Origin of the sequence: Neorhizobium populisoli (assembly GCF_019430945.1) — a bacterium.
GTDB classification, from domain to species: Bacteria; Pseudomonadota; Alphaproteobacteria; order Rhizobiales; family Rhizobiaceae; genus Neorhizobium; species Neorhizobium populisoli.
Window position 1 is genome coordinate 322809 of record NZ_JAHYCB010000007.1, and the last position, 14674, is coordinate 337482.

The window sequence follows — 14674 nt, forward strand, 5'->3', positions numbered from 1 at the left end:
GATGCAAAAACTATAGGGCAATACGCCCCATCTTCCATACACTAGAGGTAGGGCGAACCCAGCCACAATACGCGCTCCACGAGCCGGATGAGGAAGGGTCTCTCTCTTAACCCCTCAAGGGTCACTTCGGTTGCGGAAGAAATTGCCAGATCGATCCTTCTTTCCAGCGCTTCTGCAAAAGGACAGTCGAGAACTTCCAGATCCACCTCGAAATTCAGCCGCAGCGACCGCGGGTCGAGATTGGAGGAACCGACATAGGCCCAGCATCCGTCGATCGCCAGCAGCTTGGAATGGTTGAATGGGCCGGACGCCCGCCAGATGCGGCAATAATTCTTCAGCATCTGGTCGAACTGCGCCGTCATCGCCCGGTCGACGAGGACGAGATTGTTGGAGGTCGGCACGACGATATCGACCCGCACACCGCGCCGCGCCGCGGTGATGAGCGCGGTGATCAGCTCGCGGTCCGGCAGGAAATAAGGCGACACGATCCGGATCGACGAACGGGCAACCGAAAACGCCCCCATCAGCATCTTGTGATTGGTTTCCAGGCTACGGTCGGGCCCGGAGGAAACCGCACGAACGACCACAGCCCGTCCCGGCTCGGTCTCCGGCGTCTGCAACGTCCATGCCTCGCCTTCGATTGTCTCGCCGCTGGCAAACTGCCAGTCCGCCGCCGCGATCGCTACCAGATCGGCAACGACCGGGCCGGTCACCTTGAAATGCGTATCGAAAGAACACTTGCTACCGCTAAGCTCTTTCGAAAAACCCTCGCGAATATTCATGCCGCCGGTAAAGGCGACGCGCCCGTCGATCACCATGATCTTCCGGTGGGTGCGCAGGTTCGCATAGGGCAATCTCAGGCCCATGATGACATTGCCGTTGAAGACATCGACGTTGACGCCGCCGTCCCGCAACATGCCAAGCACGCTCGGCACCGAATACCGCGCGCCGACCGCATCGATCAGCACCCGTACGTCGACGCCGCGCTTGACCGCAGCGCTCAATGCTTCCGCAAACCGGATACCGATCCGGTCTCGGTCGAAAATATAGGTCTCGAGAATGATGCTGCGCTCGGCCTCGCCGATCGCCTTCAGCATCGCCCCATAGGCCTCGTCGCCGGTATCGAGCGCGACAATCGAATTGCCGGTCGTCAGCCGATGGCTCGTCACCCGGTCGCCAAGCGTTTTCAGCGCTTTGAAACGCTGGCCGAACTGGGTGGCGACCAGTTCGTCGCTCGCATCATAGGAAGCAAAGTCTGCCCGGATGCGGCCCTGCAACAGCGCACGCCTGTCGCTGATGACGTTGCGGCGGATGCGGTTGACGCCGGCAATCAGGTAAAGTCCGGCTCCGATGATCGGCGACAATACGATGACACCGACCCAGCCGATCGCGGATCGCACCTCTTCCTTCGTCATCGCCGCATGAATGGCCGCAGCCGTCCCCGCAACGACTGAGATGGTGAACAGGATATGCGGCCAATAGGTCTCAGCGAGGTCGAGCATGATGTGAGATATAGGGGCGACGAGCGTTTCCACAATTGGAGCTGGAACGGGGATTTGGGGGCGGTGGAGAGTTACCTGATATCTGAGTTTGCCAGCCCTCACCATCCTCACAGGCGACAGAGCAATGGAATGCGAAGCGGTGCCGCAGTCTCCATTCTTCCCCCTTGCGGGGAAGATGTCAGCGGAGCTGACAGATGGGGGTGGTGCCACGAACCCGACGGTAGAATGTGCTGAACCACCCCCCTCTGTCGCTTCCAGCGACATCTCCCCCGCAAGGGGGGAGATAGGGAGGATGCCGCACCGCCACGCCTCTCAACCAGCCAGCTGCTTCTGAAACTCATCCAGCGAAGCCTCGAACGTGTCGAAGATCGTATCCACCTGCGCCTCGGTGATGATCATCGGCGGGCACAACGCCATCGAGTCACCGATGGCGCGGGAGATCAGCCCCTTCTCCGTCATGATCGCAAACAGCTTCGGGCCAAGCTGACCAGCTGCGAAACCTTCACGCGGCTTCAGCTCCAGCGCGCCGATCAGGCCGACGCCGCGGGCTTCGATCGCCAGCGGATGGCCTTCCAGCGCCTTCAGCCGCGACTGGAATTTCGGTGCCAGCGCCCGGACGTTGCCGAGCAGATCACGCTCTTCGATGATCGCGATGTTTTCCAGCGCAACCGCTGCGGCAACCGGATGGCCGGCCGCCGTCACGCCATGCCCGAACGTGCCGATCTTGGCGGATTCATCGGCCAGCGGCCCGTAAACGTTCTCGTTGATCAGCAGCGCCGAGATCGGCTGGTAGGAAGACGAGAGCTGCTTCGACAGCGTCATGATATCCGGCTGCATCGCATAGGTCGTCGTGCCGAACATCTCGCCGGTACGGCCGAAACCGCAGATCACTTCATCGGCGATCAGCAGGATATCGTATTTCTTCAAGACCTTCTGGATCGCATCCCAATAACCGGCCGGCGGCACGATGACGCCGCCCGCACCCATTACCGGCTCGCCGATGAAGGCGGCAACGGTTTCCGGGCCTTCCTTGAGGATCAGGTCTTCCAGCTCCTTGGCGCAACGCGTCACGAATGCCGCTTCCGTTTCGCCTTCCTGCTTGAAGGCGCGATAATGCGGGCAGCTCGTGTGGAAGATACCGGCGAGCGGCAGATCGAACGAGCGATGGTTGTTCGGCAGGCCGGTCAGGCTGGCGCTTGCCACCGTCACGCCGTGATAGCCCTTGATGCGCGAGATGATCTTCTTCTTTTCCGGCTTACCCAGCGCGTTCGAACGATACCAGACCATTTTCACAGCCGTGTCGTTGGCTTCCGAACCCGAGTTCGTGAAATAGGCCTTCGACATCGGCACCGGCGCCATCTGGATCAGCTTTTCGGCAAGCTCGATCGACGGGGCGTGACTGCGAGCCGTGAAGGTGTGGTAATAGGGCAGCTTCGCCATCTGCCTGGCCGCGGCCTCTACCAGCCGGTTTTCGCCGAAACCGACACCGACGCTCCAGAGGCCGGACATCGCCTCGATATATTTCTTGCCGCTCACGTCATAGACATAGATGCCCTCGCCGCGATCGATCACCAGCGAACCGTCACGCTCCAGCGCGCGGGCGTTGGTGTAGGAGTGTAGGTGATAGGCCCTGTCGCGGGCTTCGATGGAATTCGGCTGATCAGTCACGGCGGACCTCCTATAAGCGCGGCATTATAGGAAAGTCATAGGCGGAAACGGCGATATTGGACACCCCCAATCGCCGCTTCCTCATCCGTCAAACGTTCAAAATAATTGACGTTTCGATCAATCCGCTTTGTCTATGCCGGATTATTTCTGCGCCATGGCGGCGACCGGCGGTTCGGCGCCCTCGGGAATCGGGCTCTTGTAATCCTGCCCCTTGCGACGCTTCTTCAAATCGGCCCAGGCCGCTTCGCGCAACTGATCGCTTGTCATCGCCGCAATACCGGTCGCAGCCATCGCCTTTGCGGCAGACACCATGCCCTTGTGTGCGAGCGGGCTCTGGCCCTGCGCCACCACCTGCCAGGTGTGAAGCTGCGTACCGACGGCAAGCGTCGCACCATAGGCCTGCACGGTCGGCACCACCCAGCTGACATCACCCACGTCGGTCGAGCCGCCCATCTGGCGATTTTCGTTATGGGCCGGCAGGATGAAATCGGCGAGCGCGATATCCTTCTGCTCCAGACGCTCCTGGTTCCAGCTCGCCGCGATATCTTCCGGTGTCAGCGTCTCGCGGATCTTCTCGGCAAAGGCCTGGTCTTCCGCATCGAACGGCGGCGGGCCCATGCTGTCCCAGACGTCCTGCATCACATCCATCAGCGGTGTGTTGACGACGAGGTTGGAAACGCCGGCGAGAATGGTGCTCTGGACCTTGGTTTCGGTCATCAGCGCTGCACCTTCGGCCACTTTCTTGACACGCTCGATCAGCGTGAACAGGCCCGGCAGGTCGGCGGAGCGGACGACGTAACGCACCTTGGCATGCGCCTGCACGACGTTCGGCGAAATGCCGCCGGTGTCGAGAACCGCGTAATGGATGCGGCTTTCGGACGGCATGTGTTCGCGCATATAATTGACACCGACGCTCATCAACTCGACGGCATCGAGCGCGCTGCGGCCAAGCTCCGGGACCGCCGAGGCATGTGCCGCACGGCCGGTGAACACGAAATCGATGCGGCAATTGGCGAGCGACGTCTCGCGCTGCACGCCGGCGAAATTGCTCGGGTGCCAGCTGATGGCGATATCGACATCCTTGAAGGCGCCTTCACGCACCATGAAGGCCTTGGCCGCACCGCCCTCTTCCGCCGGGCAGCCGTAATAGCGCACGCGGCCGGGGGTTCCGGTCTTTTCCAGCCAGTCCTTCAACGCCGTCGCGGCGAGCAGCGAGGCAGAGCCGAGGAGATTATGGCCGCAGCCATGCCCATTGGCGCCAGCCGTCATTGGATCATGATGATCGACGCCGGCTTTCTGGCTCAAGCCCGCAAGCGCGTCGTATTCGCCGAGAAATGCAATGACCGGACCGCCCTCGCCCGCTTCGCCGATCAAAGCGGTTGGAATGCCGGCGACGTTTTCGGTGATCCTGAAGCCCTGTGTTTCCAGCATTTCACGATGCGCGGCAGTGGAAAGCGTTTCCATGTAGCAGGTTTCCGGCGTCTCCCAGACACGGTCCGCAAGCTCGGTAAACACGTCCTTTTTGCGGTCGATGAAGTCCCAAACGAGGGGGAGATTGGAATTACCGGTCGTCATGAAATCGTTGCCTCTATGCATCTACTCTGTTCGGAAGGCCCGAAACGTACTCCATTCTTCGGTGATGGCAATGCGGCGAAGCGGCAAAATTCGCTGCGGGAAAAATCGGTACAGCAGGAATACGGAAGTGATCGGCACGCGAATCTTAGCATCTCGACAACGACATGATAATCGCTATGCTCCCGCGCCACGGCCCGCAGGCAAATCTTTAAAAACGAGCCGAAAACAAAAAGAACATACGGGGATTTTGCCAATTTTGTGGAATTTTTTCCAAAAATCATTGCGGGCGTGAAATTTCGGTGTTGCCGACAGACTGTCGACCGAAATGAAGCTATAGGGGAAAGCGCGGTTTTTGAGACGAAGCGGACCCGCCAGGAGAAACTGATAAGACAGCGGCTGCAGCGAAAAATCGCCGGCCAGGAGGTGGCAGACAAGACGATCAGGTTCAGGGGCGCAAGGGAGCGCGCCATGACAATTTCAAAACAACCGGCCGAGCCAACAAGCCGGCCAAAGGTCATTGGGAGACCATCATGAAGTACAAACTGACCCTTGCTGCAGCGCTGCTGTCGGCAACCATGTTCGCCGGCGCTGCAAGCGCCAAGACTTTCGTGTACTGCTCCGAAGGTTCGCCGGAAGGCTTCGACCCGGGCATCTACACCGCCGGCACCACGTTCGATGCCTCGGCGCACCCGATCTACAACCGCCTCCTCGAATTCAAGCCGGGCACGACGCAGCCGGAAGCCGCTCTGGCTCAGAGCTGGGAAATTTCCGCTGACGGCACCGTCTACACGTTCAAGCTCCGCCCGAACGTCAAGTTCCAGACGACCGACTTCTTCAAGCCGACCCGCAACCTGACTGCCGACGACGTCGTTTTCTCGATCGGCCGCCAGGTCGATGAAAAGAACGCCTGGAACAAGTACATTTCCGGCGCTTCCTGGGAATATGCCGAAGGCATGGGCTTCCCGAAGCTCATCAAGTCGGTCGAAAAGGTCGACGACCTGACCGTCAAGATGACGCTCAACCGTCCGGAAGCTCCGTTCCTCGCCAACCTTGCCATGCCGTTCGCTTCGATCCTGTCGAAGGAATATGCCGACAGCCTCGAAAAGGCCGGCAAGAAGGAACAGCTGAACCAGCAGCCGGTCGGCACGGGTCCGTTCACCTTCGTCGGTTACCAGCAGGATGCCGTCATCCGCTACACCAAGAACAAGGATTTCTGGGGCACCGCTCCGAAGATCGACGATCTCGTCTTCGCGATCACCACCGATGCCGCCGTTCGTTACCAGAAGCTGAAGGCCAACGAGTGCCAGCTGATGCCGTATCCGAACGCAGCTGACGTCAAGTCGATGAAGTCCGACTCGAACCTCAAGGTTCTGGAGCAGGAAGGCCTCAACATCGCCTACCTCGCCTACAACACGACCCAGGCTCCGTTCGACAAGCTCGAAGTCCGCCAGGCGCTGAACAAGGCGATCAACAAGAAGGCTATCGTCGACGCCGTCTTCCAGGGCATGGCGACCCCGGCCGTCAACCCGATCCCGCCGACCATGTGGTCCTACAACAAGGACACCAAGGACGACACCTACGACCTCGAAGCTTCCAAGAAGATGCTGGCCGATGCAGGCGTCAAGAACCTTTCCATGAAGGTCTGGGCGATGCCGGTTTCGCGTCCCTACATGCTGAATGCACGTCGCGCTGCCGAAATCATCCAGGACGATTTCGCCAAGGTCGGCGTCAAGGTCGAGATCGTGTCCTACGAGTGGGCTGAATACCTCAACCGCTCCAAGGCCAAGGACCGTGACGGCGCTGCCATCATGGGCTGGACCGGCGACAACGGCGACCCGGACAACTTCCTCGACACCCTGCTTGGTTGCGACGCCGTCGGCGGCAACAACCGCGCTCAGTGGTGCAACAAGGAGTTCGACGCCCTCGTGAAGAAGGCCAAGACCGTTTCTGACGTCGGCGAACGCACCAAGCTCTACGAACAGGCGCAGGTCATCTTCAAGAAAGAAGCTCCTTGGGCCACGATCGACCACTCGCTTGCCGTCGTTCCGATGCGCAAGGGCGTGACCGGCTTCACCCAGAGCCCGCTCGGCGATTTCACCTTCGAAGCAGTCGATATCGCTGAGTAAGTCATAGCTCACGACGATTTTGCCGCGGGAAGCGTTGCGTTTCCCGCGGCTTTTTCTTATGAAACGCCAAATTTCGGCGGCGACGCCATAATTGCCGCATCCATGGCTTGACAAAGCCCGGAATCGGCCACGAACCAAAAAACACCGTAAGGTTTTAGAATGTTTGGCTTTCTCTTGCGGCGCCTCGCCGTCTTGATCCCGACCTTCATTGGGGTCTCGATCATCGCTTTTTCCTTTATCCGACTTTTGCCGGGCGATCCGGTCGAGCTTTTGTCCGGCGAACGCGTCATGTCGCCGGAGCGTCATGCCATCATCAGCCATGACCTCGGCTTCGACCGCCCGATCGTCGTTCAATATTTCGATTATCTCGGCGGCGTCATGACCGGCGATTTCGGCACCTCGATCGTCTCCAAGAAGCCGATCCTCGACCAGTTCTGGTCGCTGTTCCCGGCCACCGTCGAACTGTCCTTCTGCGCCATTATCCTCGCCATCGCGCTCGGCATTCCGGCCGGCATGATCGCGGCGATCAAGCGCGGCTCGATCTTCGACCAGGGGCTGATGGGCATTGCGCTTGTCGGTTATTCCATGCCGATCTTCTGGTGGGGCCTGCTGCTGATCATCCTGTTTTCCGGCACCCTGCAATGGTTCCCGGTTTCCGGCCGCATCTCGCTGATGTTCTTCTTCAAGCCGGTCACCGGCTTCATGCTGATCGACAGTCTGATGTCGGGCCAGAAGGGCGCGTTTGCCTCGGCGCTCAGCCATCTGGCCCTGCCGTCGATCGTGCTGGCCACCATTCCGCTGGCCGTCATCGCCCGCCAGACGCGTTCCGCCATGCTGGAAGTGCTGTCGGAAGATTACGTCCGCACCGCCCGCGCCAAGGGTCTATCGCCGTTCCGCGTCGTCGGCATCCATGCGCTGCGCAACGCCATGATCCCGGTCATTACCACGATCGGCCTGCAGATCGGCGTCATGCTCGCCGGCGCGATCCTGACCGAAACCATCTTCTCCTGGCCGGGCATCGGCAAGTGGATGGTCGATAGCGTCTTCCGTCGCGACTACGCCGTCATCCAGGGTGGTCTACTCCTGATCGCCGCCATCATCATGATCGTCAATCTCATCGTTGATCTGCTCTATGGCCTGATCAACCCGAGAATCAGACACTGAACCGGCACGAAGAAGGAGAAAATCCCATGGCCGATACCACCGTTACCAAGACAGCAGAGCCCGTCTCCAGCGCCGCCATGCGCCGCCAGATGCTGCGCGAGTTCTGGTTCTATTTTTCTGAAAACCGCGGCGCCGTCCTCGGTCTGATCGTCTTCGTCCTGCTGGTGATCGTCGCGGTCTTCGCGTCGCTCATCGCCCCGCATTCGCCGTTCCAGCAGTATCGCGATTTCGTGCTGCTGCCGCCGGCCTGGCAGGAAGGCGGCAACCCGTCCTATCTGCTCGGCACCGATCCGGTCGGCCGCGATATCCTGTCCCGCCTGATCTACGGCGCGCAATATTCGCTGTTCATCGGCGTCTTCGTGACGACGCTGTCGCTCGTCGGCGGCATCGTCGTCGGCCTGATCGCCGGTTATTACCGCGGCTGGGTCGATACCGTCATCATGCGTCTTATGGACATCATCCTGGCCTTTCCGTCGCTGCTGCTCGCCCTCGTGCTCGTCGCGATCCTCGGCCCGAGCCTGACCAACGGCATGATCGCCATCGCGCTGACGCTGCAGCCGCATTTCGTGCGCCTCACCCGCGCCGCCGTAATGGCGGAGAAGACCCGCGATTACGTCACCGCCTCCCGCCTTGCCGGCGCCGGCCCGCTGCGGCTGATGTTCAAGACCATCCTGCCCAACTGCACCGCACCGCTGATCGTCCAGGCGACGCTGTCCTTCTCCAACGCCATTCTTGACGCGGCCGCTCTCGGCTTCCTCGGCATGGGCGCCCAGCCGCCGGCGCCGGAATGGGGCACGATGCTGGCCGAAGCGCGCGAATTCATCCTGCGCGCCTGGTGGGTCGTCACCTTCCCCGGCCTCGCCATCCTCATCACCGTTCTTGCCATCAACCTGATGGGCGACGGCCTGCGCGATGCGCTTGACCCGAAACTGAAGAGGTCCTGATCATGGCGCTTCTGCAAATCGAAAATCTTACCGTCCAGTTCGAAACCGCCACTGGCTGGTTCAAGGCCGTCGACGGCGTGTCGATGTCGGTCGAAAAGGGCGAAGTCCTCGCCATCGTCGGCGAATCGGGCTCCGGCAAGTCCGTCGCCATGCTGGCCGTTATGGGCCTCCTGCCCTGGACTGCGAAGATCACCGCCGACAAGCTGCTGTTCGAAGGTCGCGACATGCAGGGCATCAGCGCCGCGGAACGCCGCAAGCTGATCGGCAAGGATATCGCTATGATCTTCCAGGAGCCGGTTGCCAGCCTCAACCCGTGCTTCACGGTCGGCTTCCAGATCGAGGAAGTGCTGCGCGTCCATCTCGGCCTCGACAAGAAGGCTCGCCGCGCCCGCGCCATCGAACTCTTCAACCAGGTCGGCCTGCCGAACCCGGAAGAACGCATGCACAGCTTCCCGCACCAGATGTCGGGCGGCCAGTGCCAACGCGTGATGATCGCCATCGCGATTGCCTGCAATCCGAAACTGCTGATCGCCGACGAGCCGACCACGGCGCTCGACGTGACGATCCAGAAGCAGATCCTCGACCTCATCATGTCGCTGCAGATGAAGACCGGCATGGGCCTGATCATGATCACCCATGACATGGGCGTCGTGGCCGAAACCGCCGACCGCGTCGTGGTGCAGTACAAAGGCCGCAAGATGGAGGAGGCCGACGTGCTTTCCCTCTTCGAAAACCCGAAGAGCAATTACACCAAGGCGCTTCTGGCAGCTCTGCCGGAAAACGCCACCGGTGACCGCCTCACCACCGTTTCCGCCTTCTTCGACGGCAATCCGGAACCGGCGCCGGAGGCACGCGCATGAACAAGAGCACCGACATCATGACCGAAAACACCATGCTCGAAGTGCGCAACATCAAGCGCGATTACGAACTGCCGGGCGGCCTGTTCAAGCCGAAGAAGATCATCCATGCGGTGAAGGGCGTCTCCTTCAAGCTGGAACGCGGCAAGACGCTGGCAATCGTCGGCGAATCCGGCTGCGGCAAGTCTACGCTCGCCCGCATGCTGACCTTCATCGATGAGCCCACTGGCGGCGATCTACTGATCGACGGCAACAAGATGGACACCCGTCCGGGCCACCTGACAGCGGAAATGCGCCAGAAGGTGCAGATCGTCTTCCAGAACCCCTATGGCTCGCTCAATCCGCGCCAGAAGATCGGCGACGTGCTCGGCGAACCGCTGGCGATCAACACCTCGATGACGGCCGAAGAGCGCCGTCACCGCGCCAACGAAATGCTGATAAAAGTCGGCCTCGGTCCGGAACATTACAATCGCTACCCGCACATGTTCTCCGGCGGCCAGCGCCAGCGCATCGCGATTGCCCGCGCGCTGATGATGAACCCGAAACTGCTCGTCCTCGACGAGCCGGTCTCGGCACTCGACCTGTCGGTCCAGGCCCAGGTTCTGAACCTGCTCGCCGACCTGCAGGACGAATTCGGCCTCACCTACGTCTTCATCAGCCACGACCTCTCCGTCGTGCGCTACATCGCCGACGAGGTGATGGTGATGTATTTCGGCGAGGCGGTCGAATACGGCACCCGCGACGAGGTGTTTTCGGATCCCAAGCACGAATATACGCGGACATTGTTCAAGGCGACGCCAAAGGCGGATGTCGAGTCGATCCGGGCACGCGTGGCGAAGAAGAAGGCTGCGGCCGCAGCTTAAGGCGCCTTTCGAGATGGTAGATCACGTCTTCCGGAGATCGGTTTCGGTTTTCGGGAGACATTTGAGGCTTTTGCCTTTCGGCTATTAAGAGAGGTCGTGCCATGGGCACCCCCCTCTGCCCTGCCGGGCATCTCCCCCACAAGGAGGGAGATTGGCTGGGCGCACCGGTTTCCCCAGACAAATAACGTCGCGGCCGTCGCTTCCGTAACAGCAATTCACCGCAACATTGTCGGCGGTAGATGTAGCTGGAAGGCCCCGCCGCGAGTCAATCTCCCTCCTTGTGGGGGAGATGCCCGGCAGGGCAGAGGGGGGTATGGCGGGGTAGATCGTCAAATGCCGGCGACCCTACGACCTACCCGGGGATAAATTGCATCATCGTTCCAACATCTTCAACAACTTAACCTATTCTTCATCCTCACCCTCATCAGCCGTGCCTACAATCCCCCTGCTTCCGCCGCCGGAGTGTTTCGCGAGACGTTCGTGGGCAGGCGGAGGCCGGCGCTTTCATCGGAACCGTAACGTGCGGCAAAGGTGGAAGAGGTGAAAGCCATGGAGCTTCTTCGGAAACGTTGACGTTCCTATCAAGCGTCCCCCTGGCCGCCAGGTCGGGTTCGGTTTGAGCCGTGCAAGCGCTAAGGGAAACCTTGCGTGCAGAGAAGGCGAGGCAATCATCTATAGGGGCCGGAAGCCCCGAAAGAACGCCGAAGGCCACGCGAATGCGGAGCCACCATTACTAAAACTACTTGAGGTTCCGCATTCGTGTGGGCTCTCCGATCTTTGACATGACCATGGCGGGAGACCGCGCATGGGCGGATAGGCATGAGCTTCGAAGCGTCGGCCGGAGGTCTGAGTTCGATGGAGCCGATGTCAGCGACGCTTGCCTGAGCGCGTCCCGTGCGAAGGCCTGGCATGCGTGGACGACATGAGCCACCCCTCTTACGAAGATTGCCGTGCTCAGCGAAGCTCCTGCGCCAGCCCGATGAGAAGCCCTTCAGGCCCGCGGATGTAGCATAGCCGATACGTGTCTTGATAGTTCACCACCTCGCCGACAAGCTCGGCACCACGGACAAGCAGCCTCTCAAGCGTATCGTCGATATCGTCCACGGTGAACATGGCACGAAGATAGCCCAAAGCATTGACCGGAGCATTCCGGTGATCCGCGACGACGGAGGGCCTGATGAAGCGGGATAACTCAAGCCGGTTATGACCATCCGGCGTGCGCATCATGGCAATCTCCACGTGCTGATCGCCTAGCCCGGTGACACGCCCGGCCCACTCCCCCTCGATCGTCGCCCGTCCTTCCAGCTCGAGGCCGAGCTCAGAGAAGAAATCGATGACCGCGGTAAGGTCTTCGACGACGATACCGATATTGTCCATCCGCTTGAGGGCCATGTTTTCATTCTCCAAAGTGGCGTTGTGGTTCCGGGGGTATCGCCCCGTTTGGCAAAGGACGCCTGAGACATCCCAAGGCCGACAGTTATTCAAGCCGGATTTGCTTTTTCTGGATATCGAGGCCTTTCTTGCGCCGGGCTGTCATTCGGTTTCGACCGGTTCTCGAGATGAACATTTAAGGTGTTGGATCGATCGAGCCGTACCGATGCGGGTCGCGAGCAAGGCGTCCACCTTGGGAGCGGAGAGCAAATGCGTTAAGCCGCGAGGGCTTGAACAATATTCTTCTTCGTCGGCTGGCGTTAAGGAGCGGCCGCCGTTTCCGGAGTAATTTCCCCGGACCATTTTGAAGGGCTATGCCGGATCGTTCCAGCCCTCCGCTTGCGCTCCGGACGTTCGTCACTGAAATCGATTCACTGGATCGATTTCTCCGGCTTGCGCCGGATCGTTCCTCACTCAACAAAAATCTTCACGCTTGCAGCTCTTCCGGCTGCATCGATCACCGTCAGCGTCGAATACCCTGCCCCATCCGGTGTCCATTCATTGGTCCGTTTGCGGGACAAATCCGTCAGCGGCCGGCCATTCGCCAGCCAGCGGAACGGCGCTCGCCCGCCCTGCAGCTTCAGCACCAGAGGCGAAATATCCCCGGAACGCGCGCCGAGATCGACCCGTGCGCCCTCCGGCGGATAGACGATCTGCGGCGCCGGCTCCCGCGCCGACGCGGAGATCAGCCCGCTTGCGGTCATCGAGAACCGCCGCTGGCTGATCGGCAGGTCCTTCTGCGCCAGCCGTGTCGTACCCGACGGAGCGGACGGAAACGGGGTGATCGGCACGCCGGATTTCGAAAATGCTTCGAACAGGATCGGCGCCGCCGTCATGTAACCGGCAATGCCCGGCACCGCGCCATTGTCCGGCCGGCCAACCCAGACGCCCAGCACATACCGCCCGTCATACCCGACCGACCAGGCGTCGCGATAACCGTAGCTCGTGCCGGTCTTGTAGGCGATGCCGAGCCGGCGCGCCCCCTGCGGCGGCAGGACGTCGGAGAGGATGTCGGCGATATTCCAGACGGCGCGCGGCTCCAGCAGCGGTTCCGCCTCGATCATGCCCGGCTTGTCCTCGATGCCGTTGCCGAGCCGCACCGGTTCCCCGCGATTGGCAAGTGCCGCATAGGCCTGCACCAGATCCTTCAACGTGATGCCGACGCCGCCAAGTCCGATCGCCAGACCCGGCGCTTCGTTGGCCGGCAGAACCGGCCGCACGTCGGCGCGACGGAAGCGGATCATCAGCCGCGACGGCCCGACCGCATCGAGCAGCCGCACGGCCGGCACGTTGAGCGACAGCTGCAGCGCCTGCCGCACACTGACATCGCCCTGATAGGTCATGTCGAAATTTTTCGGCCGATACCCGAAGAAATCCGCCGGCCGGTCTTCGATGATCGTCTCCTGGCTCACCAGCCCCTGCTCGAAGGCGAGCCCGTAAATGAATGGCTTCAGCGTCGAACCCGGCGAACGCAGCACCCGGGTCATGTCCACCCAGCCGGAGCGGCTCGCATCGAAATAATCCGCCGAGCCCACTTCGCCGACGATCTCGCCGGTCGTGACATCCGCCATCACCATGGCGAGCGACACTTTCGGCGCCAGCTTGACGGCCGCCTCCCGCGCCACCTGCTCCAGCCCCTGCTGGATGTTGCGGCGAAGCGTCGTGTGATACTCCTCGGCCTTCGGCTGCTTGCGGATCGCCGCTTCGGCGAGATGCGCGGCATAAGCCGGCAATTGCAGGCGGCGGATGGGGATGGTGTCGAGCGCCGCCCGCTCGGCTTCGCCCTCGCCGGTCACCTCAGTAACGGCCGAGCGCTGCAGCACCCGCTCCCGTGCCACCTGGGCGGCCTTGAGATGCCGATCCGGACGACGTCCCTCCGGCGATTGCGGCAGGGCCACGAGCAGAGCCGCCTCCGCCACCGTCAGCCGGCGCGGCTCCTTGCCGAAATAGGCAAGGCTTGCCGCCCGCACGCCTTCGAGATTGCCGCCATAGGGTGCATGGGTGAGATAGAGTTCGAGGATCTGCCGCTTGCCGAGCCGCCGCTCGATCTGCATGGCGCGGGCGATCTGCAGGAGCTTGGCCGAGAAGGTGCGGTTTTCCCGCGGCTCGATCAGCCGTGCCACCTGCATGGACAGGGTCGAGGCGCCGGAAACGATGCGCCCATTGGTGAGGAGCTGCAGCGCCGCCCGCCCGATCGCCAGCGGATCGATGCCGCCGTGATCGTAAAAGCGGCGATCTTCATAGGCGACCAGCATTTTGAGGAACCGCGGATCGACATCGTCGAGCCCCGTCCGCAACCGCCAGCGGCCTTCGGGTGTCGCAAAGGCGCGCAGGAGATCGCCATTGGCGTCCAGAACCTCGGCGGACGCGACCTTCGCCTTTTCCAGCGGCGGCGGATAAGCCTTGTCGGCCGCGTCGAGCCCGATCGCCAGCCCAGCCACGAGAGCGAGGCTGATGCCGAGACCGATCGAGATTTTCCGCCTGAGCTTCATGCGATTTATTCTCTTGGTAGGCGCTTAGGCCCCTCATCCGCCTGCCGGCACC

The 14674-nt window shown here is 61.3% G+C and carries 10 protein-coding genes; 5 read left to right on the forward strand and 5 right to left on the reverse strand.

The genetic code is table 11. The annotated features are described in order from the left end of the window. Nucleotides 1-41: 41 nt before the first annotated feature. The 3 genes from KX729_RS21615 to KX729_RS21625 all read right to left on the reverse strand — a co-directional run bounded on the left by KX729_RS21615 (nucleotide 42) and on the right by KX729_RS21625 (nucleotide 4745). Nucleotides 42-1502: a phospholipase D-like domain-containing protein gene (locus tag KX729_RS21615; protein ID WP_219744558.1), complete on the reverse strand. Its 1461-nt coding sequence runs from the start codon at nucleotides 1500-1502 to the stop codon at nucleotides 42-44. A gap of 312 nt (nucleotides 1503-1814) precedes the next feature. After that, nucleotides 1815-3170, reverse strand: coding sequence for an aspartate aminotransferase family protein (locus KX729_RS21620; protein ID WP_219744559.1), 1356 nt, complete (start codon nucleotides 3168-3170; stop codon nucleotides 1815-1817). A gap of 141 nt (nucleotides 3171-3311) precedes the next feature. Beyond that, a complete protein-coding gene (locus KX729_RS21625) occupies nucleotides 3312-4745 on the reverse strand; it encodes a M20 family metallopeptidase (RefSeq protein ID WP_246617736.1) in 1434 nt (477 codons plus the stop codon). Between the two features lie 530 nt (nucleotides 4746-5275). Between KX729_RS21625 and KX729_RS21630 the strand changes: the two genes are divergently transcribed. From KX729_RS21630 to KX729_RS21650, 5 genes are all read left to right on the forward strand, one after another. Further along, nucleotides 5276-6871, forward strand: coding sequence for an ABC transporter substrate-binding protein (locus KX729_RS21630; RefSeq protein WP_219744560.1), 1596 nt, complete (start codon nucleotides 5276-5278; stop codon nucleotides 6869-6871). A gap of 159 nt (nucleotides 6872-7030) precedes the next feature. Then, nucleotides 7031-8035 (forward strand): ABC transporter permease subunit, encoded by a 1005-nt coding sequence (locus KX729_RS21635; protein WP_219744561.1) that lies wholly within the window; start codon nucleotides 7031-7033, stop codon nucleotides 8033-8035. Between the two features lie 26 nt (nucleotides 8036-8061). Continuing rightward, complete coding sequence (locus KX729_RS21640; protein ID WP_219744562.1) at nucleotides 8062-8979, forward strand: ABC transporter permease subunit; 918 nt, start codon at nucleotides 8062-8064, stop codon at nucleotides 8977-8979. 2 nt (nucleotides 8980-8981) lie between these two features. Continuing rightward, a complete protein-coding gene (locus KX729_RS21645) occupies nucleotides 8982-9839 on the forward strand; it encodes an ABC transporter ATP-binding protein (RefSeq protein ID WP_219744563.1) in 858 nt (285 codons plus the stop codon). Continuing rightward, on the forward strand, nucleotides 9836-10699 hold the full coding sequence (locus KX729_RS21650) for a dipeptide ABC transporter ATP-binding protein (protein ID WP_376776031.1): 864 nt from the start codon (nucleotides 9836-9838) through the stop codon (nucleotides 10697-10699). The genes KX729_RS21645 and KX729_RS21650 overlap by 4 nt, the downstream gene beginning before the upstream one ends. Before the next feature lie 954 nt (nucleotides 10700-11653). On the opposite strand, the gene KX729_RS21655 is transcribed toward KX729_RS21650, so the two are convergent. Beyond that, nucleotides 11654-12091 carry a VOC family protein gene (locus tag KX729_RS21655; RefSeq protein WP_219744564.1) on the reverse strand — a complete coding sequence of 146 codons (438 nt, stop codon included), beginning with the start codon at nucleotides 12089-12091 and terminating at the stop codon, nucleotides 11654-11656. 449 nt (nucleotides 12092-12540) lie between these two features. Continuing rightward, nucleotides 12541-14622 (reverse strand): penicillin-binding protein 1C, encoded by a 2082-nt coding sequence (gene pbpC, locus KX729_RS21660; RefSeq protein ID WP_219744565.1) that lies wholly within the window; start codon nucleotides 14620-14622, stop codon nucleotides 12541-12543. Nucleotides 14623-14674: the final 52 nt, after the last annotated feature.